This is a genomic window from Pseudomonas sp. R15(2017) (assembly GCF_002112685.1).
In the GTDB taxonomy this organism is placed as follows: Bacteria; Pseudomonadota; Gammaproteobacteria; order Pseudomonadales; family Pseudomonadaceae; genus Aquipseudomonas; species Aquipseudomonas glycinae.
Genome location: NZ_NEII01000005.1, coordinates 171,064 through 196,243, shown reverse-complemented (window position 1 = coordinate 196,243; position 25,180 = coordinate 171,064). Strand labels below are relative to the sequence as shown.

28 protein-coding genes are annotated in these 25,180 nt (G+C 60.3%); 11 read left to right on the top strand and 17 right to left on the bottom strand.

Annotated elements, in window-relative coordinates; all coding sequences use genetic code 11:
* Window positions 1-10: 10 nt before the first annotated feature.
* From CAF77_RS12630 to CAF77_RS12605, 6 genes are all read right to left on the bottom strand, one after another.
* A complete protein-coding gene (locus CAF77_RS12630) occupies window positions 11-250 on the bottom strand; it encodes a BolA family protein (protein WP_007953556.1) in 240 nt (79 codons plus the stop codon).
* 115 nt (window positions 251-365) lie between these two features.
* A complete protein-coding gene (locus tag CAF77_RS12625) occupies window positions 366-671 on the bottom strand; it encodes a lipid asymmetry maintenance protein MlaB (RefSeq protein ID WP_064382524.1) in 306 nt (101 codons plus the stop codon).
* Entirely contained in the window at window positions 668-1,318 is a 651-nt protein-coding gene (locus tag CAF77_RS12620) for a phospholipid-binding protein MlaC (RefSeq protein WP_064382525.1), read from the bottom strand. The genes CAF77_RS12625 and CAF77_RS12620 overlap by 4 nt, the downstream gene beginning before the upstream one ends.
* Window positions 1,319-1,329: 11 nt before the next feature.
* Window positions 1,330-1,797, bottom strand: a complete 468-nt coding sequence (gene mlaD, locus CAF77_RS12615; RefSeq protein ID WP_007953559.1) for an outer membrane lipid asymmetry maintenance protein MlaD — start codon at window positions 1,795-1,797, stop codon at window positions 1,330-1,332.
* Window positions 1,797-2,594 carry a lipid asymmetry maintenance ABC transporter permease subunit MlaE gene (gene mlaE / locus CAF77_RS12610; RefSeq protein WP_007953561.1) on the bottom strand — a complete coding sequence of 266 codons (798 nt, stop codon included), beginning with the start codon at window positions 2,592-2,594 and terminating at the stop codon, window positions 1,797-1,799. Before mlaE ends, mlaD begins: the two co-directional genes overlap by 1 nt.
* Complete coding sequence (locus CAF77_RS12605; RefSeq protein WP_011332478.1) at window positions 2,594-3,406, bottom strand: ATP-binding cassette domain-containing protein; 813 nt, start codon at window positions 3,404-3,406, stop codon at window positions 2,594-2,596. The genes mlaE and CAF77_RS12605 overlap by 1 nt, the downstream gene beginning before the upstream one ends.
* A gap of 275 nt (window positions 3,407-3,681) precedes the next feature.
* Here CAF77_RS12605 and CAF77_RS12600 point away from each other — a divergent pair, with 275 nt between their 5' ends.
* The 10 genes from CAF77_RS12600 (at window position 3,682) to CAF77_RS12555 (ending at window position 10,709) form a co-directional block, all read left to right on the top strand.
* Window positions 3,682-4,656 carry a KpsF/GutQ family sugar-phosphate isomerase gene (locus CAF77_RS12600; RefSeq protein ID WP_085654626.1) on the top strand — a complete coding sequence of 325 codons (975 nt, stop codon included), beginning with the start codon at window positions 3,682-3,684 and terminating at the stop codon, window positions 4,654-4,656.
* Entirely contained in the window at window positions 4,657-5,181 is a 525-nt protein-coding gene (locus CAF77_RS12595; protein ID WP_085654624.1) for an HAD family hydrolase, read from the top strand.
* A gap of 8 nt (window positions 5,182-5,189) precedes the next feature.
* Window positions 5,190-5,762 (top strand): LPS export ABC transporter periplasmic protein LptC, encoded by a 573-nt coding sequence (lptC, locus tag CAF77_RS12590; protein WP_007953568.1) that lies wholly within the window; start codon window positions 5,190-5,192, stop codon window positions 5,760-5,762.
* A complete protein-coding gene (gene lptA / locus CAF77_RS12585; protein WP_064382528.1) occupies window positions 5,749-6,294 on the top strand; it encodes a lipopolysaccharide transport periplasmic protein LptA in 546 nt (181 codons plus the stop codon). The genes lptC and lptA overlap by 14 nt, the downstream gene beginning before the upstream one ends.
* Window positions 6,294-7,019 (top strand): LPS export ABC transporter ATP-binding protein, encoded by a 726-nt coding sequence (lptB, locus tag CAF77_RS12580; protein WP_007953572.1) that lies wholly within the window; start codon window positions 6,294-6,296, stop codon window positions 7,017-7,019. The genes lptA and lptB overlap by 1 nt, the downstream gene beginning before the upstream one ends.
* 187 nt (window positions 7,020-7,206) lie before the next feature.
* On the top strand, window positions 7,207-8,700 hold the full coding sequence (locus tag CAF77_RS12575; RefSeq protein WP_085654622.1) for an RNA polymerase factor sigma-54: 1,494 nt from the start codon (window positions 7,207-7,209) through the stop codon (window positions 8,698-8,700).
* A 73-nt stretch (window positions 8,701-8,773) separates the two neighbouring features.
* Window positions 8,774-9,082 carry a ribosome hibernation-promoting factor, HPF/YfiA family gene (hpf, locus tag CAF77_RS12570; RefSeq protein WP_011332471.1) on the top strand — a complete coding sequence of 103 codons (309 nt, stop codon included), beginning with the start codon at window positions 8,774-8,776 and terminating at the stop codon, window positions 9,080-9,082.
* A gap of 11 nt (window positions 9,083-9,093) precedes the next feature.
* Complete coding sequence (gene ptsN, locus CAF77_RS12565; protein WP_064382530.1) at window positions 9,094-9,558, top strand: PTS IIA-like nitrogen regulatory protein PtsN; 465 nt, start codon at window positions 9,094-9,096, stop codon at window positions 9,556-9,558.
* A gap of 2 nt (window positions 9,559-9,560) precedes the next feature.
* A complete protein-coding gene (rapZ, locus tag CAF77_RS12560) occupies window positions 9,561-10,418 on the top strand; it encodes an RNase adapter RapZ (protein WP_064382531.1) in 858 nt (285 codons plus the stop codon).
* A 15-nt stretch (window positions 10,419-10,433) separates the two neighbouring features.
* Window positions 10,434-10,709 (top strand): HPr family phosphocarrier protein, encoded by a 276-nt coding sequence (locus CAF77_RS12555; RefSeq protein WP_064382532.1) that lies wholly within the window; start codon window positions 10,434-10,436, stop codon window positions 10,707-10,709.
* Between the two features lie 38 nt (window positions 10,710-10,747).
* Here CAF77_RS12555 and CAF77_RS12550 read toward each other — a convergent pair whose 3' ends face one another.
* The 6 genes from CAF77_RS12550 to pmbA all read right to left on the bottom strand — a co-directional run bounded on the left by CAF77_RS12550 (window position 10,748) and on the right by pmbA (window position 16,026).
* Window positions 10,748-11,641 carry a ZIP family metal transporter gene (locus CAF77_RS12550; protein ID WP_064382533.1) on the bottom strand — a complete coding sequence of 298 codons (894 nt, stop codon included), beginning with the start codon at window positions 11,639-11,641 and terminating at the stop codon, window positions 10,748-10,750.
* A 30-nt stretch (window positions 11,642-11,671) separates the two neighbouring features.
* Window positions 11,672-12,283 (bottom strand): superoxide dismutase, encoded by a 612-nt coding sequence (locus tag CAF77_RS12545; RefSeq protein ID WP_064382534.1) that lies wholly within the window; start codon window positions 12,281-12,283, stop codon window positions 11,672-11,674.
* A 1-nt stretch (window position 12,284) separates the two neighbouring features.
* The gene (locus tag CAF77_RS12540) at window positions 12,285-12,725 is read right to left on the bottom strand and encodes a hypothetical protein (protein WP_064382535.1); all 441 of its coding nucleotides are present in this window, start codon (window positions 12,723-12,725) and stop codon (window positions 12,285-12,287) included.
* Between the two features lie 27 nt (window positions 12,726-12,752).
* Entirely contained in the window at window positions 12,753-14,129 is a 1,377-nt protein-coding gene (locus CAF77_RS12535) for a lyase family protein (RefSeq protein ID WP_064382536.1), read from the bottom strand.
* The gene (locus tag CAF77_RS12530) at window positions 14,110-14,517 is read right to left on the bottom strand and encodes a FagA protein (RefSeq protein WP_085654620.1); all 408 of its coding nucleotides are present in this window, start codon (window positions 14,515-14,517) and stop codon (window positions 14,110-14,112) included. Before CAF77_RS12530 ends, CAF77_RS12535 begins: the two co-directional genes overlap by 20 nt.
* 162 nt (window positions 14,518-14,679) lie before the next feature.
* On the bottom strand, window positions 14,680-16,026 hold the full coding sequence (gene pmbA, locus CAF77_RS12525) for a metalloprotease PmbA (protein ID WP_064382538.1): 1,347 nt from the start codon (window positions 16,024-16,026) through the stop codon (window positions 14,680-14,682).
* A 108-nt stretch (window positions 16,027-16,134) separates the two neighbouring features.
* Between pmbA and yjgA the strand changes: the two genes are divergently transcribed.
* Entirely contained in the window at window positions 16,135-16,659 is a 525-nt protein-coding gene (gene yjgA, locus CAF77_RS12520) for a ribosome biogenesis factor YjgA (protein ID WP_007953598.1), read from the top strand.
* 51 nt (window positions 16,660-16,710) lie between these two features.
* Here yjgA and tldD read toward each other — a convergent pair whose 3' ends face one another.
* The 5 genes from tldD to CAF77_RS12495 form a co-directional block, all read right to left on the bottom strand.
* The gene (tldD, locus tag CAF77_RS12515; RefSeq protein WP_064382539.1) at window positions 16,711-18,153 is read right to left on the bottom strand and encodes a metalloprotease TldD; all 1,443 of its coding nucleotides are present in this window, start codon (window positions 18,151-18,153) and stop codon (window positions 16,711-16,713) included.
* A 5-nt stretch (window positions 18,154-18,158) separates the two neighbouring features.
* Complete coding sequence (locus CAF77_RS12510; protein WP_064382540.1) at window positions 18,159-19,019, bottom strand: carbon-nitrogen hydrolase family protein; 861 nt, start codon at window positions 19,017-19,019, stop codon at window positions 18,159-18,161.
* A gap of 58 nt (window positions 19,020-19,077) precedes the next feature.
* Complete coding sequence (locus tag CAF77_RS12505; RefSeq protein WP_064382541.1) at window positions 19,078-22,881, bottom strand: YhdP family protein; 3,804 nt, start codon at window positions 22,879-22,881, stop codon at window positions 19,078-19,080.
* A gap of 75 nt (window positions 22,882-22,956) precedes the next feature.
* Window positions 22,957-24,414: a ribonuclease G gene (rng, locus tag CAF77_RS12500; protein ID WP_064382542.1), complete on the bottom strand. Its 1,458-nt coding sequence runs from the start codon at window positions 24,412-24,414 to the stop codon at window positions 22,957-22,959.
* Between the two features lie 57 nt (window positions 24,415-24,471).
* Window positions 24,472-25,068 carry a nucleoside triphosphate pyrophosphatase gene (locus CAF77_RS12495; RefSeq protein ID WP_064382543.1) on the bottom strand — a complete coding sequence of 199 codons (597 nt, stop codon included), beginning with the start codon at window positions 25,066-25,068 and terminating at the stop codon, window positions 24,472-24,474.
* Window positions 25,069-25,180: the final 112 nt, after the last annotated feature.

Sequence of the window (25,180 nt, the reverse complement as noted above, 5' to 3'; positions counted from 1 at the left end):
GCCCTAGGGCTCAGGTGCGCTCGGCCCAGGCCGCGCTGCTGAAAAATTTCATAGTGACCGCGTGGATGCTGCCATCGGCAATCCAAGGGTTCAAATGGGCATAGATGCTTTGCTGACGCTTGACCGGGCTCAACGCCGCCAGTTCATCACTAATCACGTTCAGCTGGAAGTTGCAGCCTTCGCCTTCAACTTCCACCTGCGTTCCTGGCAGCTTTCCTTCAAGGAAGCTCTTCACTTCTACGGCCTGCATGCTCAACCTCAATCGGCGCCCTGTGCGCACGGGTCGGACATCATACAAAAAAGCCCCGCGCCTGCGAACCCCGCTGCGCAGGACTCTGACGGGGGGCTTCTCTATTGATGCGGGTTCAGGGTTGCGCCAACAGCTCGGTCAGTTCGCTGACCTGAGCAATTTCGCGCATGTCTTCGGGCATCCCGCGAATGCTGACCGCCTTGCCGGCGGCCTTTGCGTCGCGAATGAAGCACAGCAGCAGCGACAGACCGACACTGCTGGACTTCTCCACCGCCGAGCAATCAATCACCAATGCCGGGGCATTGCACGATTTGATCAGCGCCCGGCCCTGCTCCCGCAGGTCAGGGCCGGTGCGGTAATCCAGCACACCGCTGAGCTGCAGCTGACTGGCTTCGTCCAGACGAATGGCCGACTCGGTCATTGGGCAGGTTTCTCGTTCTGCTCGGCCGACTGCTTGGCCTTGGCGACCTCCCCGGCCCAGCCGTTGATGGTCTTGTCCAGGTCGTTGCCATTGCGCTGCATCGCGTCGGCGAACTGGTCACGGAACAGCTTGCCGATGTTGATGCCGTTGATGATCACGTTGCGCAGCTTCCACTCGCCGTTGATCTTTTCCAGGGTGTACTGCACAGGATAGATCGCGCCGTTGTTGCCTTTGACGGTCATGCCGACGCTGGTGCGGTCGCCCGATTCATCCTTGGGCGCATCGACGGTGATGCCCTGGTTGTTGTACTCGAGCAAGGCGTTGCCGTAGAACTGGAACAGGCCGCGCTTGAAGTTTTCCTCGAAGGTCTTCATCTGCGCCGGAGTTGCCTTGCGCGAATACTTGACCGTCATGATGCTCTTGGAAATGCCTTCGGCATCTACCACAGGACCGACGATGGTGTTCAGCGCCGTGTAGAAATCCTGCGGATCCTGCTTGTACTTCTCTTTATTGGCCGACAGATCGGCGAGCATCCGGTTTGTAGTGTCCTGAACCAGATCGTGCGCCGACTGTGCCGCCACGGCGTTAGCCACCAGCGGCAGCGTCGCAAGCAACACCAACAGGCCACGTCGCAAGGTAGAGATCATTCAAAAGCTCCTCATTTGGCGTCTTTGCTAACGGTATTGAGCAGGAATTTACCGATCAGGTCTTCCAGTACCAGAGACGACTGCGTGTCGTGGATGGTTCCACCATCCTTCAGGCGGGTGTCTTCGCCGCCCACGCTGATACCAATGTATTTCTCGCCCAGCAGACCCGCTGTCAGGATAGATGCTGTGGAGTCGGTCGGCAGATTGTCGACGCTTTTATCCACTTGCAGGGTCACCCGACCGGTAAAGCTGTCGCGATCCAGATCGATCGCGGTGACCTTGCCGATGGTCACACCCGCCATGGTCACTTTGGCTCTGACCGTCAGGCCGGCGATATTGTCGAAATAGGCGTAAAGCTTGTAGGTATCGGTGGTCGAAGTCGGAGACAGGCCACTGACCCGCAGGGCCAGCAGCAACAAGGCCAGGATCCCTGCCAGCAGGAACAGGCCGACACCGATTTCCAGGGTGCGGTTTTGCATCAGAAATCTCCAAACATCAAAGCGGTCAGAATAAAGTCCAGGCCGAGGACTGCCAGCGAGGCGTAAACCACGGTCTTGGTAGTGGCACGGCTGATCCCCTCGGAAGTGGGTTCGCAGTCATAGCCTTGAAATACGGCGATCCAGGTGACGACAAAAGCGAATACTGCACTTTTGATGATGCCGTTGAGCACATCGTCACCGAAGCTCACGCTGTTCTGCATGTTTGACCAGTAGGAACCTTCGTAGACGCCCAACCAGTCGACAGCGACCCATGAACCGCCCCAGATGCCGACCACGCTGAAGATCATCGCCAGCACCGGCAGGGAAATGAAGCCGGCCCACAGACGCGGAGCGATGATGTATTTGAGCGGGTCGACCCCGATCATTTCCAGGCTGGACAGCTGCTCGGTGGATTTCATGTTGCCGATTTCCGCCGTCAGCGCCGAACCGGCGCGACCGGCGAACAACAGCGCGGTCACCACCGGCCCCAGCTCGCGCAACAGGGTCAGCGCGACCATCTGGCCGACGGCCTGCTCCGAGCCGTAACTCGACAGGATGTTGAAGCCCTGCAGCGCCAGCACCATGCCGATGAAGATCCCGGACACCACAATGATCACCAGCGACATCACGCCGACCGAATGCAGCTGTTTGACCAGCAGGCCGAAACCGCCGCCGATGCCGCCACGCCCGAGCAAGGCATGAAACAGGAACAGGGTCGAACGCCCGAACACTGCAACGCTGTCGATTCCGGCGAGGCCGAAACGACGCACACGCTCCATTAATGTAATTCTGCGCATCAGCGGCGCTTCCCCAGAAGATCTGCGCGGTAATCCGGCGCTGGAAAGTGATACGGCACCGGGCCGTCGGGTTCACCGGTCATGAACTGACGGATACGCGGATCGTCCGAGCTCATCAGTTCGTCCGGCGTGCCCTGCCCCAATACCTGGCCATCGCCGACCACATAGATGTAGTCGGCGATGCTCGCGGTTTCGGCGAGGTCGTGGGACACCACGATGCTGGTGATTCCCAGGGCATCGTTGAGCAGACGGATCAGGCGAACCAGCACGCCCATGGCGATCGGATCCTGGCCGACGAACGGTTCGTCGTACATGAGGATCTGCGGATCCAGGGCAATCGCCCGGGCCAGGGCAACACGACGCTTCATCCCGCCGGACAGCTCGTCAGGCATCAGCTCGATCGCACCGCGCAGTCCTACCGCCTGCAACTTGAGCAGCACGATGTCGCGGATCATCTCGTCCGGCAGTTCGGTATGAACGCGCAGCGGAAAGGCGACGTTCTCGAATACATCGAGATCGGTGAACAGCGCACCGCTCTGAAACAGCACGCCCATGTGCTTGCGCGCATCGAACAGATCGCTGCGCGACAGCTTCGGCAGGTTCTGGCCGTTGACCCAGACCTCGCCTTTGGATGGCCGCAACTGGGCGCCCATCAGGCGCAACAGCGTGGTCTTGCCACACCCGGAAGGCCCCATGATGCCGGTGACCTTGCCGCGCGGGATGCGGATATCGACGTTATTGAAAATGCTCCGCGCACCGCGCTTGAAGGAGACTCCCTTCAGCTCGACCGCGTAGGCGTTATCGGCACTCATCTAAACTCCTTGCGATGCAGCCTCTCACTCGGACGCCTGGCTTTCTTGAGAAAGCCCCTACATCCCGGGCAGGCCGAACTGGCGGCGAACTATATCACTGCAAAGGGCAAGCGCCCAAGGCCTGCACCGGCCCGGATTCTGCGAGTTGAAGGGCTCGAAGCCTTATTTGCAGAGTTTTGGTAACGAGGAATGACAAAGCGCGACGAACTTGCGTGAGGCTTTTCAACATAACCGCTATAATCGCCGCCTTTTCATCGGGCTATACGATTTCTGACATGAGCCAAACCAGCGACCTGATTCAATCGGCACAACGCACCATCCGCCTCGAAGTGGAAGCCATACAAGGCTTGCTGCCCCATATCGACGCCGATTTCGTACGCGCTTGCGAGATGATTCTGGCCAGCAAAGGCCGTGTTGTCGTGGTCGGCATGGGCAAGTCCGGGCACATCGGCAACAAGATTGCCGCCACCCTGGCCAGCACCGGCACCCCGGCGTTTTTCGTGCACCCGGCCGAAGCCAGCCATGGCGACATGGGCATGATCACTCGTGACGATGTGATTCTGGCCCTGTCGAACTCCGGTTCCACCAACGAAATCGTCACCCTGCTGCCACTGATCAAGCGCCTGGGCATCCAGTTGATCAGCGTCACCGGCAACCCGCAATCGCCACTGGCCAAGGCCGCCCAGGTCAATCTCAACGTTCACGTAGAACATGAGGCTTGTCCGCTCAACCTCGCGCCAACCTCTTCGACCACCGCGGCACTGGTCATGGGCGACGCCCTGGCCGTGGCACTGCTGGAAGCGCGCGGCTTCACCGCTGAAGACTTTGCCTTTTCCCACCCCGGCGGCGCACTGGGCCGACGCCTGCTGCTGAAAGTGGAAAATGTCATGCACGCCGGGCAGGACCTGCCTCAGGTTCAACGAGGCACGCTGCTCAAGGACGCGCTGATGGAAATGACCCGCAAGGGTCTGGGCATGACTGTGATTCTTGAAGCAGACGGCAAATTGGCCGGGATCTTCACGGACGGCGACCTGCGCCGCACTCTGGATCGCAGCATTGATATCCACAGCGCCACCATCGACCAGGTGATGACCGTTCACGGCAAGACCGCCCGTGCCGAGATGCTCGCCGCCGAAGCCCTGAAAATCATGGAAGACCACCGAATCAACGCGCTGGTTGTCGTGGATGAAGAGGATCGCCCGATCGGCGCCTTCAACCTCTCCGATCTGCTGCGCGCAGGAGTGATGTAAATGAGCACCGATCTGCTGCAACGCGGCAAAGCCATCAAACTGGCGGTTTTCGACGTCGACGGTGTTCTCACCGACGGGCGACTGTACTTCCTTGAAGATGGCAGCGAGTTCAAGACTTTCAACACGCTCGATGGCCAGGGCATCAAAATGCTGATGAACGCCGGCGTACAGACCGCCATCATCAGCGGTCGCAAGACTCCGGTGGTCGAGCGTCGGGCAAGGAACCTGGGCATCCCGCACCTGTTTCAGGGTCGCGAAGACAAACTGGTGGTTCTCGACGGTCTTCTGGAGCAACTGGGCCTAAGCTATGAACAAGTGGCTTACCTCGGCGACGATTTGCCCGACCTGCCCGTGATCCGCCGCGTAGGGCTGGGCATGGCCGTGGCCAACGCCGCCCCTTTTGTTCGCGAACACGCACATGGCGTCACCCAGGCCCGTGGCGGCGAAGGTGCCGCCCGCGAATTCTGCGAACTGATCCTGCGCGCCCAAGGCAGCCTCGACGCCGCCAACAATGCGTACCTGTGAGTCCAACCATGTTTAGCAAAAAGTTTCGCAACATCTTGTTGTTCGGTTGTATCGCAGCGATATTCGGCGCTGTCGGCTACTGGAACATCAGCCCGGAACGTTTCCTCGACAAACCGCCGGTTTCGGCAGAGGAAAGCCCGATCGACTGGTATGCAACCAACACGCACACGATCCAGTACCTCGAAGACGGCAAAGTGCAGTACGAAATGACGTCCGACAAGGCCGAGCACGTCAAGGCGACCGACATTACACTGGTCACCAAACCCGATCTGAACATGTTCCGTGGCACCGATTTTCCATGGCACGTGACCAGTGAACGCGGCGAAGTGAACTCCGGTGGCACCGAGGTCGAGCTGATCGACTCCGTTCGGGTCAAGCGCACCGACGAAAAGAACCGCGACACGCTGATTACCAGCACACGCATGACGGTGTTCCCTCAGCAGCAATATGCGCAGACCCAGCAACCCGTTAGAATCGACGGCGCTGGCGGTGTATCGACTGGCGTAGGAATGAAAGCGTATTTGAAGGAAAGCAGGATACACCTGCTATCGAACGTAAGAGGACAGTATGAGGCTCGTTAAAACCCTCCCTATTTTGCTCGGTCTGGGCGCAGCACTGGGAAGCGTGAGCGCCTGGGCTCTGCCGAACGATCAAGAGCAGCCAATCCGCATTCAGGCCGACGATGCCCAGCTGGACGACAAGAACGGCGTTGCCACTTATAAAGGCGACGTGATCATCACCCAGGGTTCGATGATCGTCAAAGGCAACACCGTGACCATGACCCGTGCGCCTAACGGTGACATCGATGTCGTGACTTCGGTGGGCAACCTCGCCTACTTCGAACAGTTGCAGACTGCCGGTGACACCAAGCCCGTCCAGGGCTGGGGCGTGACCATTCAGTACCACGCACAGCAAAACCGCGTCGTACTGATCGACAAGGCAAAAGTCGTCGACAAGGACAACAACACCACTCAGGGCGAGAAAATCGTCTATGACACGGTGAAAAAACTGGCCAGCGCCGGTCGAGCCACTGGCAGCAAGGTCACCGAAGCGCGTCCGCGCATCGACATGGTGATCCAGCCGAAGAAGAAAACCGACGAGAAAACCCAGTAATGGCAACTCTGAAAGCTCAGCACCTGGCCAAGGCCTATAAAAGCCGCCAGGTCGTGCGCGACGTCAGCCTTTCGATCGACAGCGGTCAGATCGTCGGCCTGCTCGGCCCGAACGGCGCCGGCAAGACCACGTGCTTCTACATGATCGTCGGCCTGGTTCAGGCCGATCAGGGTCGCGTACTGATCGACGACCTCGACGTCAGCCACCAGCCGATGCACGGTCGCGCCAAGGCCGGTATCGGCTATCTGCCGCAAGAAGCGTCGATCTTCCGCAAACTGTCGGTAGCCGACAACATCATGGCCATCCTGGAAACCCGTCAGGAGCTCGACAAGGCCGGTCGTCGCAAGGAGCTGGAAAGCCTGCTGCAGGAATTCCACATCAGCCACATTCGCGACAACCTCGGCATGAGCCTGTCCGGTGGCGAACGCCGCCGCGTGGAGATCGCCCGCGCACTGGCTACGGCACCGAAGTTCATCCTGCTCGACGAACCGTTCGCCGGTGTCGACCCGATCTCGGTCGGCGACATCAAGCAGATCATCCACCACCTCAAGGCCAAGGGTATCGGTGTATTGATCACCGACCACAACGTCCGTGAGACGCTGGATATCTGCGAAACCGCCTACATCGTCAATGACGGCCAGTTGATCGCCGAAGGCGACTCCGCGACCATCCTCGCCAATGATCTGGTCAAGGAAGTGTATCTGGGTCACGAGTTCCGCCTGTAAGCGTGACAGCATTCGACCTGCCGTCCGGATGCTGTAACGTTGAAGCGCATTTTTTCTACGCTTTTATTGTTACAGCGCTCTAGGCAAACACGACAGTTTCAGGCATATAATTTGCTTAAGTTTGGCGCTTCGGCGCCCTGTAGTGGATGGCGCATAGCGCCGGCGAATAAGGTGTTAAGCCCCTGCCATGAAACCATCGCTAGTCTTGAGAATGGGCCAGCAGCTGACGATGACACCGCAGCTGCAACAGGCCATCCGTCTGCTCCAATTGTCGACCCTGGATCTGCAACAGGAAATCCAGGAGGCGCTGGAATCCAATCCGATGCTCGAACGCCAGGAAGACGGCGACGACTTCGACAACTCCGATCCCATGGCCGACAACGCCGAACAGAAGCCCAACACCGAGATCCAGGAACCTACCTATCAGGAGGCCGCGCCGACAGTCGACAACCTCGAAGACGGCGAATGGAACGAGCGAATCCCCAACGAACTGCCGGTAGACACCGCCTGGGAAGACGTCTACCAGACCAGCGCCAGCAGCCTGCCGAGCAGCGACGATGACGAGTGGGACTTCACCACCCGCACCTCCGCCGGCGAGAGCCTGCAAAGCCATCTGTTGTGGCAGTTGAACCTGGCACCGATGTCCGACACCGATCGCCTGATCGCTGTGACCCTGATCGATTGCATCAACAATCAGGGCTACCTGGACGAAACCCTCGAAGAAATCCTCGACGCCTTTGATCCTGAGCTCGACATCGAGCTGGACGAGATCGAAGCCGTCCTGCACCGCATCCAGCAATTCGAACCGGCCGGCATCGGTGCACGCAACCTGGGCGAATGCCTGCTGCTGCAATTGCGCCAGCTGTCGGCCAAGACCCCTTGGCTGGCAGAGGCCAAGCGTCTGGTCACCGATTACATCGACCTGCTCGGCAGCCGCGACTACAGCCAGCTGATGCGCCGCATGAAACTCAAGGAAGACGAACTGCGCCAGGTCATCGAACTGGTGCAGAGCCTCAACCCGCGCCCCGGTTCGCAGATCGAGTCCACCGAAGCCGAATACGTGGTACCTGACGTCATCGTGCGCAAGGACAACGAGCGCTGGCTGGTCGAACTGAACCAGGAGTCGGTGCCGCGCCTTCGGGTCAATGCCCAGTACGCCGGTTTCGTGCGGCGCGCCGATACCAGTGCCGACAACACCTTCATGCGCAATCAGTTGCAGGAAGCCCGCTGGTTCATCAAGAGCCTGCAGAGCCGCAACGAAACCCTGATGAAAGTGGCCACCCAGATCGTCGAACATCAGCGCGGCTTTCTGGAGTACGGCGACGAAGCGATGAAGCCGCTGGTCCTGCATGACATCGCTGAAGCGGTGGGCATGCACGAGTCGACGATTTCCCGCGTGACCACGCAAAAGTTCATGCATACCCCGCGAGGCATATATGAGCTGAAATACTTTTTCTCCAGCCATGTGAGCACCTCAGAAGGCGGTGAATGCTCGTCCACGGCGATCCGCGCGATCATCAAGAAACTGGTTGCCGCGGAAAATCAGAAAAAGCCGTTGAGTGACAGCAAGATCGCTGGTTTACTGGAGGCACAAGGCATTCAGGTGGCTCGCCGCACCGTCGCCAAGTACCGCGAATCCCTCGGGATCGCGCCTTCGAGCGAACGCAAGCGGTTGATGTAAGCCACGTTACAGCGTTCCAGTGGCAGGCTTTTCGGCCTGCCGCTTTATGCACTGGCAACGAAGGAGAAGCTGTATGCAAGTCAACATCAGTGGACACCAACTGGAAGTTACCCAGCCTCTGCGCGAGTACATCGAGCTCAAGCTCAAGAAGCTCGAAGGGCATTTCGACAAGATCACCAACGTACAGGTCACGATGTGCGTCGAAAAGCTGAAGCAGAAAATCGAAGCCACGCTGCATATTCCCGGCAATGAGGTCGTCGCAAACGCGGAACATACCGATATGTACGCTGCGATCGACGCGTTGACCGACAAGCTTGATAAACAACTCAAAAAGCATAAGGAAAAGACCCAGAGCCTGCTCCAGGGCGCTACCGGTCGATAACCCCCACCCCCATGATCCGACTTGAAAGTATCCTGACCCCCGGCCGTTCCCTGGTGAACGTGCCGGGCGGCAGTAAAAAGAAAGCCCTCGAACAAATTGCCAACCTGATCGCCCGGGAAGTCCCGGATCTGGAGATGCAAGATGTCTTCGAGGCATTGATTGCCCGTGAAAAACTGGGTTCAACTGGTTTTGGCAACGGCATCGCCATTCCTCACTGCCGCCTCAAGGGCTGCGAAGCGCCGATCAGTGCGCTGATGCACCTTGATGCCCCTATCGATTTCGACGCAATCGACGGCGCGCCTGTGGATCTGCTGTTCGTCCTTCTGGTGCCGCAAGCTGCCACCGATGCGCACCTGGAGCTTTTACGCCAGATCGCCAGCATGCTCGACCGCAAGGACGTGCGCGACAGACTGCGCAGCGCGCCAAGCAACGAAGCCCTGTACCAGGTTGTACTGGAAGAGCAGAACAGGCCGTAATCATGCGCTTGATCATTGTCAGCGGCCGTTCCGGCTCGGGTAAAAGTACTGCCCTGGATGTCCTTGAGGACAACGGTTACTACTGCATTGATAACCTGCCGGCCGGCCTGCTGCCGGAGCTGGCCGAACGTGCCCTGATTCACACCGAACTGGCGCAGCCACTGGTGGCGGTATCGATCGACGCACGCAATCTGCCGAGCCATCTGAGCCGATTTCCGGAATTGCTCGAGGACGTACGCGCCAAGCATATTCAATGCGATGTCCTGTATCTGGATGCCGACGAAGAAACCCTGCTCAAGCGTTTCTCCGAAACTCGCCGCCGCCACCCGCTGAGCAACGCCAATCGTTCGCTGGCAGAAGCCATTCAGGATGAAAGCGCCCTGCTCGGCCCGATTGCCGATCTCGCCGATCTGAAGATCAACACCACCCATCTCAACCTGTACCAGCTACGCGACACCATCAAATTGCGCCTGTTGAACCAGCCGGAGCCGGGCACGGCGTTTCTGGTGGAGTCGTTCGGTTTCAAACGCGGCATGCCGGTGGATGCGGATCTGGTGTTCGATGTACGCTGCCTGCCGAACCCGTACTGGAAGCCGGAACTGCGTGCGCAATCCGGTCTCGATCAGCCGGTCGCCGAGTATCTGGCCGCGCAGCCCGAGGTCGAGGAGATGTACCAGGATATTTACACGTACCTGCACAAATGGCTGCCGCGCTTCGCCGCGAGCAACCGCGCTTACGTCACCATTGCCATCGGCTGCACCGGCGGGCATCACCGTTCCGTTTACCTGACCGAACGTCTGGGCCAGGCGCTGCAGAAGACCCTGAAGAACGTCCAGGTCCGCCACCGCGACCTCAGCTAAAGGATTCACACCGCGATGCCTGCTCGGGAAATAGAAATCATCAATAAACTGGGCCTGCACGCCCGCGCATCGGCAAAATTCGTCGGCGTGGCGGGCCAGTTTCCCGATTGCACGATCAGAGTCGGCCGTACCCCGGAAACCACGGTTGACGGTAAAAGCATCATGGCGATGATGATGCTCGCTGCGGGCAAGGGCACCAAAATCCACTTGAGTACCGAAGGCCACCAGGAACAGGAAGCCATGGATGCGCTGGTTGCGTTGATCAACAACTACTTCGATGAAGGTGGCTGAAAAAGCTTGAAGCGAGGGAGCCAGCTCCCTCCTGCGTTTCAGCCCAATGCCGTGTCCATCACCATCATCAGACAGAATCCGGTCAACAAGCCCAGGCTTGCCAGCTTCTCATGACCATTGCGTCGCGACTCCGGAATGACCTCGTGAGTCACCACCAGCAGCATGGCACCCGCCGCCAACGCCAAGCCCAAGGGCAGCAATAACTCGGCAAGACTGACCAGCCAGGCACAGAGCAGCGCGAACACCGGCTCGACCAGACCTGACGCTGCGCCAATCAAGAATGCCTTGACCCGCGACATCCCGGCACCGGCCAGTACCAGTGCAATCACCAGCCCTTCCGGCACATCCTGCAAGGCAATGCCCATGGCCAGACTGTCTGCGTCCGGCACTCCACCACCCGCCGAGACACCGACCGCCATGCCTTCCGGGATGTTATGGGCAATGATGGCGAACACGAACAACCAGATCCGCGGCGGAATCACCGGATGCTCGACAGTGCCGATGAGCATTTCCGGCGATGCGCCCGACACCCGGCGATCAACCAGATAAAGGCCAAACGCCCCGAGCATGATGCCGAAACAGATCAGGCCGCTGGCGCCCCAAGGGCTCAACCCCAGACCTTCGGCGGCGGCGATTCCCGGCACGATCAGCGAAAACGCGGTCGCGGCCAGCATCACACCGGCGCCAAAACCCAGCAGCGTATCGCCCAGCGCCTGGGGCATGTTGCGGATCACCAGCACCGGAACCGCTCCAAGTGCGGTGCCGAGGGCGCAAATCGCGCCGCCCTGCAATGCCCGCGACAGCCTAGGTTCCAGATTCAGCCATTCCAGTCCGTGAGCGACCAGCAGGGTCATGCCCGCCAACAGCAACAGCGAACCGATTGCGTAACGAAACATACGCCCACTTCCGATCGCCAGTGTCTCAGTGCCCATAGTCAGCCTTGAATTGTTTTTATAGAAGACTTAAACCAGCGCGGCCTGATAGCGCGCAGCGACTTGCGGCCAGTTGATCACGTTGTAGAACGCGCTGATGTATTCCGGCCGACGGTTCTGATATCGCAGGTAGTAAGCGTGCTCCCACACGTCGAGGCCGAGAATCGGCGTGTTGCCGTTCATCAGCGGACTGTCCTGGTTTCCGCTGCTTTCCACCACCAGTTGCTTGTCCGGGGTGACGCTGAGCCACGCCCAACCACTGCCGAAGCGGGTCAGCGCGGCCTTGGTGAAGGCTTCCTTGAAGCTGTCGAGCCCGCCCAGTTGCTCATCGATCGCCTTGGCCAGCGCACCGTCCGGTTTGCCACCGCCGTTGGGCACCATCACTTCCCAGAACAGCGAATGGTTGGCGTGACCGCCGCCCTGATTGATCACCGCCGCACGAAGTTTTTCCGGCAGTTGCTGGACACTGGCGACCAGTTTTTCCACCGGCCACTCCGCAAACTCGGTGCCCTCGACCGCGGCGTTCAGATTGTTGATGTAAGTCTGATGATGCTTGGTGTAGTGAATCTCCATGGTTTGCGCATCGATGTGCGGTTCCAGTGCGTCGTAGGCGTAAGGCAAAGCTGGCAGGGTAAAAGCCATTTCAGTGGACTCCATGGTGATGTGGGGCAGGCGCGCGCCGCGCATTGCCGGTATCCGGATGCAGCAAACGCTGGGTGCGCGGGTATTCGCCGTGTTCGCTGATGAAATTGAGCAGCTCGACGTAGGTCTTGCTGCTCTGGCGCAGCGCCGCTTCACGCAGCGCCGGGCGCAGGCGCTCGTCCTGCATGGTCTGCAACAGCCGTTGATGGATCGCGCACAGGTATTCGGCGCTCTCCTCCGGCTGATTCAGCCGCAGGTGCAAATCCGCCAGGTTGTGGTGGGAGATGACGCAGGCCGCCACCGCTTCGTCGGCATCGGCCCAGCGCTCGAACAACACCTGGGCCAACGCCAAGGCTTGCAGGTAGGCCTCGCAGGCGTCGATCAGCTCGCCCAGCATGAAGCAGCGATTGGCCCGTTCGATCGTGCGTTTCCAGTGCTCCATGGTGAACCTCCAAAGCGGTTGCGGTGCTTACACGCCGCCAGCGGTAAGTTTCTCGGGATTGAGCAACGCTTCCAGCTGGCTGCGCGACAGGTCGGTGTGCTCCAGCGCGACGTCGATCACCGGACGGCCCTGTTTGTAGGCCTGCTTGGCGATTTCGGCAGCTTTCTGGTAACCGATGATCGGGTTAAGCGCAGTCACCAGAATCGGGTTGCGCGACAGCGCTTCCTTGAGGCGCGACTCGTTGACCCTGAAGCTGGCGATGGCCTTGTCAGCCAGCAGACGGCTGGAGTTGGCCAGCAACTCGATGCTGCTCAACAGGTTCTGGGCGATGATCGGCAGCATCACGTTCAGTTCGAAATTGCCCGACTGCCCGGCGATGGTGATTACAGTGTCGTTGCCTATCACTTGCGCGGCCACCATGGCAGTGGCTTCCGGGATCACCGGATTGACCTTGCCCGGCATGATCGACGATCCCGGTTGCAGGCCTTCCAATTCGATTTCACCGAGGCCGGCGAGCGGGCCGGAGTTCATCCAGCGCAGGTCGTTGGCGATTTTCATCAGCGATACGGCGGTGGCCTTGAGCTGGCCCGACACGGCCACGGCAGTGTCCTGCGAGCCGATCAGGGCGAACAGATTCTTGCCAGGGGTGAACTGGACATTGGTCAACTGGCTGAGCTGGCGGCTGAACCGCGCAGCAAATTCCGGATGCGCATTGATCCCGGTACCGACCGCTGTGCCACCCTGTGCCAGGGATTGCAGGCTTGGCAACAAGTCCTGCAGGTGACCGATATTAGCCTTGAGCTGCTGCGCCCAACCGTTCAACGCCTGGCTCATGCGCACCGGCATGGCATCCATCAAGTGGGTGCGGCCAGTCTTGACGTGGTGATGGACTTGCTCGGCCTTGCGTTCGATCACTTGCACCAGGTGCAGCAGCGCCGGCAGCAGTTGTTCGTGCAGGGCCAGCGCGGCGCTGACGTGGATAGTGGTTGGAATAATGTCGTTGCTGCTTTGCCCGCAGTTCACATGATCATTGGCGTTTACTGGCTCCTCGAGCAGACGACTGGCCAGCGTGGCGATCACCTCGTTGGCGTTCATGTTGGAGCTGGTGCCGGAACCGGTCTGGAAAATGTCCACCGGGAAATGCCGCATGAAGTCGCCCTCCAGCAACCCTTGGGCGGCATCGCTGATGGCTTTGCCTTGCGCGGCACTGATCTGGTTGAGTTCAACGTTGGCCCGGGCGGCAGCGGCTTTCGCCAGAATCAAAGCGCGAATGAACTGGGTCGGCATCGGCTTGCCGCTGATCGGGAAGTTATCCACGGCGCGCTGGGTCTGCGCGCCGTAGAGAGCGTCCACCGGCACCTGCAGTTCGCCCATGCTGTCGCGCTCAATACGTGTCTTGGTCATCTGAAAATCCTTGCACCAGTTCTATGAGGGGAATCGAGGGAAGCAGCTCGCAGATCGCCAATTGCCAGGTGTAGCTTTGCCAGCGTTTGAGCCGGCACTTGCAAAGCGAGAGGCGCTCCATTTCACGCAAGGGCCGCCAGGCTTGATCGAGACACAGGCTGCGCCAATGCCACGGCAGCACGATGTCGGTGGCCGTGTCGAGCAGCAGGCGGAAAGAGGTTTCAGCAACCATCCAGGGCGAGGTCGCCGTGCAGCGGGCCAGATACCGGCCTTCGGCCAGGTAATGTTCAATCAGGCGAGGTTCATCGGGATCCATCGCGCAACGGATCTGGCGACTCATCCAGCGCCAGCTTTCGAGAGACGGCTGCTCGTGCAAGGCAGAACTCATGATCCTGGGCTCATCCGATAATGAGATTTATTATTAGATGATAATGAGAACCAAAACAAGAGCAGCTTTTTTGCTGCCCTCATCAGATCGAAAAATTTGCAGACACAAAAAAAGGCGCGCCTCCCAATCGGGTGGCGCGCCTTTTTTGTACCTGCCTGGGGCTTAGCTGCCCGCGACAGTCATCTTCTCGATCAACACCGAACCAGTGCGAATGTTGCTGCGCAGCTCCAGATCGTTACCGACCGCGACGATCTGCTTGAACATGTCACGCATGTTGCCGGCGATGGTCACTTCCTGCACCGCGAACTGGATTTCACCGTTCTCGACCCAGAAACCCGCCGCACCGCGCGAGTAATCACCGGTCACCATGTTCAGGCCGTGGCCCATCAACTCGGTGACCAACAACCCACGCCCCATGCGTCGCAGCAAGGCAGCCTGGTCTTCATCGCCATGGGTGACGAACAGGTTGTGCACGCCGCCCGCGTTGGCGGTACTCGGCATGCCGAGTTTGCGACCGGAATAAGTGCCAAGAATGTACGACACCAACTCGCCCTTCTCGACGAACGGTTTGGCATAGGTCGCCAGGCCGTCACCATCGTAGGAAGCACTGCCCATGGCACGCATCAGGTGCGGGCGTTCGTCGATCGTCAGCCATTCCGGGAACAGCTTCTGCCCCAAGGTGCCTTCAAGGAATGACGATTTGCGGTACAGACTGCCGCCGGAAATCGCCGACAGAAAGCTGCCGAACAACCCACCCGCCAGTTCTGCCGAAAACAAAACCGGCACTTCGCAGGTCGGCACCGGACGCGCTCCCAGGCGACTCGCCGCCCGCTGCGCAGCACGCTGGCCGATACTCACCGGATCCGCCAGCAAGCTGCCCTGGCGGTTCACGTCATACCAGTAGTCGCGCTGCATCTGGCCATCGGCCTCGGCGATCATCACGCAGCTCAGGCTGTGCCGGGTCGAGGCGTAACCGCCGATGAAACCGTGGCTGTTGCCGTAAACGCGACAGCCCTGATGAGTGCTCAACGTGGTGCCATCAGCATTCTTGATGCGCGCATCGGCGTCGAACGCGGCGGCTTCGCAGAGCAATGCCTTTTCAATGGCCTGCTCCGGGGTGATGTCCCATTGATGGAACAGATCGAAATCCTGGATATCCCGGGCCATCAGCGCAGCATCAGCCAGCCCCGAGGCTTCGTCTTCGGAGGTGTGCTTGGCAATCGCCAGCGCCGCAGCAACGGTCTCGCGAATCGCATCCGGCCCGGTGGCGGAGGTGCTGGCCGAGCCTTTGCGCTGACCGACATACAATGTGATGCCGAAGCCCTGATCGCGGTTGAATTCGACCGTTTCGACTTCACGCTGACGCACCGACGTCGACAGGCCCTGCTCCAGCGACACCGCTACTTCGCAGGCACTGGCTCCCTGACGCCTGGCTTCGGCGATGATCTGCTCGACCTGTTCCTGCAGTGCCGGCAATGCCTGTGGGCCGACGCTTTCAACTGCACTCATGCTCATCTCCACTCAAATTCTGCTTTCGGCTGGGGCCTTCGAGCGACCGGGCCGGACAAGCGGCCCCCGACTGGTTATCATGGCAGCGTTTCTTTGCGGACTGCCACCATGGTTGATTCTTACGACGACTCCCTCGATACGGGAGAAAAAAGCAAATCCCAGGTCAAACGCGAGCTGCATGCTCTGGTTGACCTTGGCGAGCGCCTTACAACGCTCAAGCCCGACTTGCAGGCAAAACTGCCACTGACCGACGCCTTGCGCCGGGCCCTGGCCGATGCGCCCAAGCACACCGCGAACATCGCGCGTAAACGGCACTTGCAGTTCATCGGCAAACTGATGCGCGATCAGGACACTGACGCGATTCTCACTTTGCTCGATCAACTCGATGCCTCTACCCGTCAGTACAACGAGCGCTTCCACAACCTCGAACGCTGGCGTGACCGCCTGATCGCCGGTGACGATGCCGTGCTGGAGAAATTCGTCGTCGATTACCCGGACGCCGACCGCCAGCAACTGCGTTCCCTGATCCGTCAGGCCCAGCACGAGGTTGCGCAAAACAAACCTCCTGCCTCGAGCCGCAAGATCTTCAAGTACATCCGTGAGCTGGACGAGACTCAACGCGGTCTGCGCTGATATTCGCCACCGGGTGGCCGCACCGCGCGCCACCCGAAGCTCCATTCCTTCTTATGCGCCTGTGCCACCCACGGTGATCGCATCGATTTTCAGGGTCGGCTGACCGACACCCACCGGCACCGACTGCCCGTCCTTGCCGCAAGTCCCCACGCCGCTGTCCAGCGCCAGGTCGTTACCGACCATCGACACCCGGCTCATCGCTTCCGGACCGTTGCCGATCAACGTTGCGCCTTTGACCGGCGCGGTGATCTTGCCGTCCTCGATCAGATACGCCTCGCTGGTGGAGAACACGAACTTGCCGCTGGTGATATCGACCTGACCGCCGCCAAGATTGGCGCAGTAGATGCCCTTCTTCACCGAGGCGATGATTTCCGCCGGATCGCTTTGGCCGCCGAGCATGTAGGTGTTGGTCATTCGAGGCATCGGCAGGTGCGCGTAGGATTCACGGCGACCGTTGCCGGTGCGGGCCACGCCCATCAGCCGCGCATTGAGCTTGTCCTGCATATAACCCTTGAGCACGCCGTTTTCGATCAGCGTGGTGCACTCGGTCGGGGTGCCTTCGTCGTCGACGCTCAGGGAGCCGCGACGACCGGCCAACGTGCCGTCATCGACGATGGTGCAAAGTTTCGAGGCAACCATTTCGCCCATGCGACCGCTGTAGGCCGAGCTGCCCTTGCGGTTGAAATCGCCTTCCAGACCGTGACCGACCGCTTCGTGCAGCAGCACGCCGGACCAGCCCGAACCCAGAACCACCGGCAAGGTGCCGGCCGGTGCCGGAATCGCTTCCAGATTCACCAGCGCCTGACGCAACGCTTCACGGGCATAGCCCATGGCGCGGTCTTCGGCGAGGAAATAACGGTAGTCGGTACGCCCGCCGCCGCCGTGACCGCCACGCTCGCGACGGCCATTCTGTTCGACGATCACGCTGACGTTGAAGCGCACCAGCGGACGCACGTCGGCAGCCAGGCCACCGTCAGTCGAGGCCACCAGAATTCGCTCCCAGACCCCGGCCATGCTTACGCTGACCTGCTGGATACGCGGGTCGAGGGCGCGGGTCGCCACGTCGATGCGTTTGAGCAGTTCGACTTTTTCAGCGCGGCTCAGGACTTCCAGCGGGTTGTCCGGCGCATACAACTGGGCGACGTCCTGGCTGCTGAAAGCCTGCACTGTGCCGTTCTGCCCGGCGCGGGAAATCGAACGGGCCGCGCGGGCCGCCGCGCCGAGGGCTTCGAGGGTGATCGCGTTGCTGTAGGCGAAACCGGTTTTTTCGCCGGACTGCGCACGCACGCCGACGCCCTGGTCTAGGTTGAAACTGCCTTCCTTGACGATGCCGTCTTCCAGCGACCAGGACTCGGAAATCTGCCCCTGGAAATACAGGTCGGCCGCATCGATGCCTGGACCCGCCAGATCACCGAGCACGCCTTGCAGACTCTCGATCGTCACGCCGCCGGGCGCCAACAGGTGATCACTGACTGAGGACAACAACTCGCTCATAGGTTTTACGCCTTAAATTCGTGTTCTGAAGCAGGTCGCTGTGCGCCCTGCGAAAAAAACCGCCGATGACCCGTCACCGGCATTCGCGCCCGGATGGACGCCTGTTCATTACTGTCGCGTTCGGCCAGCAACACCGCTTCGCCTTGCTCCTGCTGCGCCAGCACGCGGCCCCACGGATCGACAATCGCCCCGTGGCCAAAGGTCTCTCGTGGCCCTGGATGTATCCCGCCCTGGGCTGCCGCCAGCACATAGCACTGGGTTTCAATGGCCCGAGCACGGATCAACACGTCCCAGTGCGCCGCACCGGTCACCGCGGTGAAGGCCGACGGTGCGGTAATCAGTTCAGCCCCGGCTGCGCGCAATTCGCTGTACAGCTCCGGGAAACGCAGGTCGTAGCACACCGTCAGGCCCAGTCGCCCGACCGGGGTGTCCGCGACCACCACGCCACTGCCATAAGCATAGTCATCGGATTCGCGGTAACGGCCGCGATTGTCCGCCACGTCGACATCGAACAGGTGCAACTTGTCATAGCGCGCGACGATTTCGCCCTGATCATTCACCAACAGCGAGCAGGCATGGGACTTGGCCTCGGGCTGCCCCACCGGCGGCAACGGCAAGGTGCCGGCCACAATCCATAACTTGAGGTCTCGGGCGGTCTGTTTCAACCACGGCAGGATCGGGCCTTCGCCAAGCGCTTCGGCGCGACCGATATCGGCGATGTCGCGACGGCCCATGGCCGCGAAGTTTTCCGGCAGCACGGCCAGCTTCGCACCGGCATTGGCCGCCTGTTCGAGCAAACGTCGGGCATCGCGCAAGTTGGCCAGCACATCGCTCTGGCTGACCATTTGAATCACCGCTAAAGACATGGCGCACTCCGCAAGAGGTATGCGGCCATGCTACTCCATCGGTTCAGGGGCTGGCTGTTCAAAAAGGCTTGTCGAAGGTGATTTTCGGCTCTTTCCACGGGCCTTTGACGGTGTATTTGACGCTGGCGAACCGGGCCACGCGATCGCCGATCAGCTTATCGATCAGGAACAAAGCACCGCCGACCGCCGGTGCGCCGACAATCAGCGCGGCAATCGGCAGATTGTTGGTCACCGGCAAGGTCACCAGCAATTTGGCATCAACCTGATCGCCCACCAGATCCAGCGTGCCGTCCAGTTCCAGGTTGCTCGAAGGCCCGGTCAACTTGATCGGCTCTTTCGTCACATACACGCCATTGGTCGCCACCAGCAATCCCTTGACCCGGTCATAGCTCAAGCCTTTGCCGAACAGGTCGGAGAAGTCTAGGCGCAAACGCCGGCCAATCGAGTTGAAGTTGAGCAGACCGAATACCCGCAATGCCTGGGCGCCGCCCTCCACTTCAACAAACTGGCCTTTGTTGAGGGACGCATCGAGGGTGCCGGAGAAGCGCTTGGTCGCCAGCCACGCCGGCGAGCCCGGCCAGCGGCCGTCGACATCCATGTGGAATTCTTCGCTGGTCACGCTCGGTGCAAAGCCCCAGCCCTTGAGCACATCGGCGAGATTCTTGCCGCCGATCCGACCCTTGTACCAACTGCTCGTAGCACCGGGCGCGCCTTCCCAGCCGCCGCTGCCCTGCAAAAGAATGCCCTTGAGGCCCAGATCGAGATTGTTCAGGGCGATGCCCTTGGCGGTCGGCCGAATCTTGAGCGACCAGCCACCGACCAGATCCTGGCCCTGGAACAATTGATTGATGGTGATATCCAGCGCTGGGATCTTGGTCGGATCGACCGAAGCCAGTGGATCCGGCGCGTTTTCGTCGGCCTGGACCGTCGGGTCCGGCGCCGGCAACCGCACGTATTGCAGGTTCACCGCAATCGGCGCGCCCTTGGCGTCAGGAATGCCCGCCGTGCCTTTGGCCTGCTGGCTGTCGAGGGCCAGTGCCCAGGCACCGGGCTTGCGATTCACTTGCACGGCTGCCTGATCCAGCGTGGTGCCGAAGGCCGTGAGTTTGCCGACCTTGAAATCCGCGCTGCTGAGCAACTGCTTGGCGTTGCCACCCGGATCCTGGCCAGCGTATTTGTCCAGCAGGTCCTGCCAGGGCTTGACGTCAAGCTCGGACAATACGCCGCGCACTCGCAGACCTTTGCTGCCCGGCAACACCGCTTCGCCGGCGCCGAGGAACAACTCGCCCCGACCATCGGCAAAATTTCCCGGTGGCGCGGCAAAGGTGAAATTGGCCAGTTGATCGTAATTGACCCAGAAACGCCGCTCCTGTCCTTGCAGGGTCATGCGGAATACCGTGTCACGCCCCACGTCGGCGGCCATGCCGAACGGCGCCGGCAGATCCACCGCCACACCCTTCATGCTGGAACTGACCATCAATTGGCTGTCGGCGCCGGCCAGATTCACTTGTAGCTGGTAAGGAATCGTCCCGGACACCGGCAACGGTTGAGTCACGCCCAGCCAGTCAGTGAGTTTCTTGACCTCGACCTGCCCTGACGCCGCGACCCGGGTCTTGAGCTGGCCGGGAGCACCGTCGGCGAAGATCTGCGCCGAGACCGGTTTATCGAAGGCCCTGGCGCTGATGTTCTGACCGCTCAGGCCCTTGTCGCTGTCGAAGCGGAAATCACCCTTGAGCTGGCTCAGTTCGAGCTTCGGCTCCGCCAGCTTCAATCGCGCATTGGCGGTTTTGAAGTCGACGAGGATTTTCGGCTGATCGCCCTTGGCCAACGGCACATCGAGTTTGAGCTTGCCTTGCAGGTCACCCTCGCCTTCCCAGCCGGCAAAAGTGTCAGCGGTGCCGATCGGCGCTTCCTGAAGAATCTTCAAGCCATCGCCCAACCCACCGGCAAAGCTGCCGTCGAGGAACATATGACTGTGCTCGCCGCTCGGCACATGGGGAATATTGACGAAGACATCGCTGACCTGGGTGTCGAGCAACTGACCCTTGCTGGCCAGAATCCGCACGCCGCTGTCTTCGATGAACACATCACCGTTGACCTTACTCACGTGCGGCCAGCCCGGCTGGAACGCCAGCTCGGCGTCGTGCACCTTGAAGAACAGGCTGATGCTGCGATCCGCTTCTCCGGCGTTCTTGTTCAGCGAACCCTGATACTGGAAGAAGCCCTGATCCACCGCGCCCTTGAGAATCGCCGTACGCAGCCATTCGTCGAGGGCCGGGCTCAGGACTTGCGGCAGGTACTTGGCGGTGTAGCGACCGTCGCCATCCACCAGACCGACCCGCAGATCCATGTAGTCTTCCTGGCTGTGATCGAAGTGCAGGCGGATCAGGAAGTCGCCGGCGATCTTGCCTTCCTCGCCGAGCACCTTCAGGTACGGCGCGATCAGGGTGAACCCTTCTTTATCGAGCTTCCAGGTCAACCGGGCGTTGGCCTGAATGTATTGCCACGGCTTGGCGAAAATCGGATCGAGGTGCAGGACGAAGTCCTTGCTGTCCATGCGCAGCTCGCCGCCGCCGAGATTGCCAGTAAGGCTGCCGCTGACATTCCGTGCCGCCGGCGCGCCGTGGTAGGCGTCGAAGCCGACTTGATCGAGATTGGCGGCGAAGCTGAATTTGCTGTCGTCGGTGGCATTCGGCCGGAAATCCAGCAACACGTTACGCAGACTGCCGGTCACTTTCAGGCGCTCGACCACTGTGGCGAAGCCTTGGGGCAATGGGCCGAGGGCATTGAGCAAAGGTGTGATCGGCGTCAGGTCGAGCCGGTCAGCCTGCAGATGCCAGAGTTCTTCGGTGTTGTCGTTGGCGACAGTCTGTTTGATCTGGACATGGGATTCCCAACGGGTTTCGCCGACATTCATCGCCAGCGAATCCAGCGTGACAATGGCTCCCTCGGAACCGCGCTGGAAATAGCCATTGAGCGCCAGATTGTTGATCTGGATCGGCTTGCGTTCAGCGTAGGCGCCGGTCAGTTGCGGCGCATTGAGACGGATCGCGGCACTTTGCAGCGCCCCCTCGCGCCAGTTGACCCACAACTCGCCACCGGCCTTGATCGCGGAGAAATTCCACTGTTGAGTCAGGCGCTCGGGCAGCCATTTCGACCAGTCGCTCTGCGGCAGGCTGGCATAACCGTCCACTTCGCTGTTCTGCCACTGATTCGGACGAAGGCGTGTGCGCAGGCTCAGCGCCACAGGCTGACCGTCGGGCAGGGTCAGGCGCGCATCGAGGCGTTGGCGGCTGGAACCGGTCTTTAGATTGAGGCCGACATAAGTGAGGGTCAGCGGCGCCTGCTCCAGCGGCTGCAACGTCACCTGACTGTCGAGCACCGACAGTTGCTGAATCATTTGCATGCGGTTGAACAGTTGTTCGGGATCCATGGGCTGATCCTGCTGCACCGGCAAGCCTTCCAGCGCCCACTTTCCGTCTTCGCCTTCCTTGAGGCTGATCTTCAGACCGTTGAGTTCAAGATGGGCGATGCGCACTTCCCGGGCCAGCAAACTGGCCCAAAGATCCGGCACCGCGCGCACCCGATCCAGGCGCAAGGCGTTGGCGCCGCTGCCGACCATCACGTCGTGGGCCAGCAGGATCGGGGCAAATCCGCTCCAGTTGCCTTCCAGCTCGCCGATCTGCAACGGCATGCCCAAGGCAGCACTGGCCTTGTCTTCGATATCGGCGCGGTATTCGGCCACCAGTGGCGTGAGTTCCCGGCCGAGACTGACGTACAACGCCATCAATACCAGAACCAACGCGCACAGGCTCAGACCCCAGCGGGTCAGCGCAGCCAAAATGCGTGTCAGACGTTCCATGTCAGTTGGCTCCCATGGCAAAAATACTGCAAAAAGCTGAGGCCAGCCGTTTCAGGAAAAAGGTGATGCAGGGGTTCAGAGCAGCACCACGTCATATTGTTCCTGGGAATACATGGTTTCGACCTGGAAGCGTATGGTGCGCCCGATGAAACCTTCAAGTTCGGCCACGTTACCGGACTCTTCATCGAGCAGGCGATCCACCACTTTCTGGTTCGCCAGCACCCGATAACCCTCGGCCTGATAGGCCCGGGCTTCGCGCAGGATCTCGCGGAAAATCTCGTAGCAAATGGTTTCCGGAGTTTTCAGTTTGCCCCGGCCCTGACAGCTGCTGCACGGTTCACACAACACTTGCTCGAGGCTTTCGCGGGTGCGCTTGCGCGTCATCTGCACCAGGCCCAATTCGGTGATGCCGATGATGTTGGTCTTGGCGTGATCGCGCTCCAGCTGTTTTTCCAGGGTACGCAGTACCTGACGCTGGTGCTCTTCATCTTCCATGTCGATGAAGTCGATGATGATGATCCCGCCCAGATTGCGCAGGCGCATCTGCCGGGCAATCGCGGTCGCGGCTTCGAGGTTGGTCTTGAAGATGGTTTCTTCGAGGTTGCGATGACCGACGAACGCCCCGGTGTTCACATCGATGGTAGTCATGGCTTCCGCCGGATCGATCACCAGATAACCACCGGACTTCAGCGGCACCTTGCGCTCCAGGGCTCTCTGGATTTCGTCTTCGACACCGTACAGGTCGAAGATCGGTCGTTCACCCGGGTAATGTTCCAGACGATCGGCGATTTCCGGCATCAGTTCGGCGACGAACTGCGTGGTTTTCTGGAAGGTTTCCCGGGAGTCGATGCGGATCTTTTCGATCTTAGGGCTGACCAGATCGCGCAGGGTGCGCAACGCCAGGCCAAGGTCTTCATAGATCACGCTCGGTGCGCCGATGGTCTTGATCTGTTCGTTGATCTGATCCCACAGCCGGCGCAGGTAGCGGATGTCCATCAGGATCTCATCGGCCCCGGCACCTTCGGCGGCGGTACGCAAAATGAAGCCGCCGGCCTCCTTGATGCCTTCTTTGGCCACGCAATCGCTGACCACCTGCTTGAGGCGCTCGCGCTCGGCTTCGTCTTCGATCTTCAGAGAAATGCCGACGTGGGCGGTGCGCGGCATGTACACCAGATAGCGCGACGGGATCGACAGCTGCGTCGTCAGCCGCGCGCCTTTGGAACCGATCGGATCCTTGGTGACCTGCACCACCAGGCTCTGGCCCTCGTGTACAAGCGCACTGATGCTTTCCACCGCAGGACCTTCGCGCAGGGAAATTTCCGAGGCATGAATGAAGGCTGCACGATCCAGGCCGATGTCGACGAAGGCCGCCTGCATGCCCGGCAGAACCCGCACCACCTTGCCTTTATAGATGTTGCCGACGATCCCGCGTTTTTGCGTACGCTCGACGTGCACTTCTTGCAGCACACCGTTTTCGACCACCGCCACGCGCGATTCCATCGGCGTGATGTTGATCAGAATCTCTTCACTCATGGCAGGGTCTCGTTCAGGCATGTTCACGATAATGGCCGCATCTTGTCCGTTCGACGCTCATCGCGCGTTCAGGTTTTGCCAACAGGGTATGCCGAAATGGCCAAGCAGTTCTGCGCTTTCGCACACCGGCAAGCCGACGACCGCCGAGTAGCTGCCATTGAGGCCGGCGACGAACACCGCGCCGAGCCCCTGAATGCCGTAGCCACCCGCCTTGTCCCGGGGTTCGCCGCTGGCCCAGTAGGCGGCGGCTTCTTCGCGGCTGATCGAGCGGAACCGCACCAGACTGCGCACCACCCGCGACTCGATGCGCTCGCCGTCGAGCACGGCAATCGCCGTCAGCACTTCATGCTCCTTGCCGGACAACATCATCAGCATGGCGCATGCATCGGCTTCGTCCACCGGTTTGCCAAGAATTTTGCCGTCCAGCACCACGGCGGTGTCGGCGCCCAGTACGCAATACGCTACGTCGGAAACGCCGGCGCGCCGCCCGGCCTCGGCCTTGCCGCGCGCCAGGCGCTCGACGTAGGCCGATGGGGATTCATTGGCGAGAGGGGTTTCATCGATATCCGCGCTGATGGCGGTAAACGGGATGCCGATCTGCGTGAGCAATTCACGCCGACGCGGCGATCCTGAGGCGAGGTAAAGCTTTTTCATCAAGACATCTCCCTGTTGGTGCCCTGCCTCACAAATGCTGTTCCCTTTGGTCGGCGTCTGTTGTTGCCATACTGCGTTGCCGTTCCTCGCCATAGCACGCTATGACTCGTCA

Coding starts and splice junctions, on each gene's coding strand:
- mlaE (WP_007953561.1), bottom strand. CDS start 2,594: ATGCGCAGAATTACATTAATGGAGCGTGTGCGTCGTTTCGGCCTCGCC.
- lptB (WP_007953572.1), top strand. CDS start 6,294: ATGGCAACTCTGAAAGCTCAGCACCTGGCCAAGGCCTATAAAAGCCGC.
- rng (WP_064382542.1), bottom strand. CDS start 24,414: ATGAGTGAAGAGATTCTGATCAACATCACGCCGATGGAATCGCGCGTG.
- CAF77_RS12595 (WP_085654624.1), top strand. CDS start 4,657: ATGAGCACCGATCTGCTGCAACGCGGCAAAGCCATCAAACTGGCGGTT.
- CAF77_RS12535 (WP_064382536.1), bottom strand. CDS start 14,129: ATGACCAAGACACGTATTGAGCGCGACAGCATGGGCGAACTGCAGGTG.
- CAF77_RS12555 (WP_064382532.1), top strand. CDS start 10,434: ATGCCTGCTCGGGAAATAGAAATCATCAATAAACTGGGCCTGCACGCC.
- CAF77_RS12625 (WP_064382524.1), bottom strand. CDS start 671: ATGACCGAGTCGGCCATTCGTCTGGACGAAGCCAGTCAGCTGCAGCTC.
- ptsN (WP_064382530.1), top strand. CDS start 9,094: ATGATCCGACTTGAAAGTATCCTGACCCCCGGCCGTTCCCTGGTGAAC.
- CAF77_RS12620 (WP_064382525.1), bottom strand. CDS start 1,318: ATGATCTCTACCTTGCGACGTGGCCTGTTGGTGTTGCTTGCGACGCTG.
- yjgA (WP_007953598.1), top strand. CDS start 16,135: ATGGTTGATTCTTACGACGACTCCCTCGATACGGGAGAAAAAAGCAAA.
- CAF77_RS12605 (WP_011332478.1), bottom strand. CDS start 3,406: ATGAGTGCCGATAACGCCTACGCGGTCGAGCTGAAGGGAGTCTCCTTC.
- CAF77_RS12510 (WP_064382540.1), bottom strand. CDS start 19,019: ATGTCTTTAGCGGTGATTCAAATGGTCAGCCAGAGCGATGTGCTGGCC.
- CAF77_RS12505 (WP_064382541.1), bottom strand. CDS start 22,881: ATGGAACGTCTGACACGCATTTTGGCTGCGCTGACCCGCTGGGGTCTG.
- hpf (WP_011332471.1), top strand. CDS start 8,774: ATGCAAGTCAACATCAGTGGACACCAACTGGAAGTTACCCAGCCTCTG.
- tldD (WP_064382539.1), bottom strand. CDS start 18,153: ATGAGCGAGTTGTTGTCCTCAGTCAGTGATCACCTGTTGGCGCCCGGC.
- pmbA (WP_064382538.1), bottom strand. CDS start 16,026: ATGAGTGCAGTTGAAAGCGTCGGCCCACAGGCATTGCCGGCACTGCAG.
- rapZ (WP_064382531.1), top strand. CDS start 9,561: ATGCGCTTGATCATTGTCAGCGGCCGTTCCGGCTCGGGTAAAAGTACT.
- CAF77_RS12630 (WP_007953556.1), bottom strand. CDS start 250: ATGCAGGCCGTAGAAGTGAAGAGCTTCCTTGAAGGAAAGCTGCCAGGA.
- mlaD (WP_007953559.1), bottom strand. CDS start 1,797: ATGCAAAACCGCACCCTGGAAATCGGTGTCGGCCTGTTCCTGCTGGCA.
- CAF77_RS12575 (WP_085654622.1), top strand. CDS start 7,207: ATGAAACCATCGCTAGTCTTGAGAATGGGCCAGCAGCTGACGATGACA.
- CAF77_RS12600 (WP_085654626.1), top strand. CDS start 3,682: ATGAGCCAAACCAGCGACCTGATTCAATCGGCACAACGCACCATCCGC.
- lptA (WP_064382528.1), top strand. CDS start 5,749: ATGAGGCTCGTTAAAACCCTCCCTATTTTGCTCGGTCTGGGCGCAGCA.
- CAF77_RS12545 (WP_064382534.1), bottom strand. CDS start 12,283: ATGGCTTTTACCCTGCCAGCTTTGCCTTACGCCTACGACGCACTGGAA.
- lptC (WP_007953568.1), top strand. CDS start 5,190: ATGTTTAGCAAAAAGTTTCGCAACATCTTGTTGTTCGGTTGTATCGCA.
- CAF77_RS12495 (WP_064382543.1), bottom strand. CDS start 25,068: ATGAAAAAGCTTTACCTCGCCTCAGGATCGCCGCGTCGGCGTGAATTG.
- CAF77_RS12540 (WP_064382535.1), bottom strand. CDS start 12,725: ATGGAGCACTGGAAACGCACGATCGAACGGGCCAATCGCTGCTTCATG.
- CAF77_RS12530 (WP_085654620.1), bottom strand. CDS start 14,517: ATGAGTTCTGCCTTGCACGAGCAGCCGTCTCTCGAAAGCTGGCGCTGG.
- CAF77_RS12550 (WP_064382533.1), bottom strand. CDS start 11,641: ATGGGCACTGAGACACTGGCGATCGGAAGTGGGCGTATGTTTCGTTAC.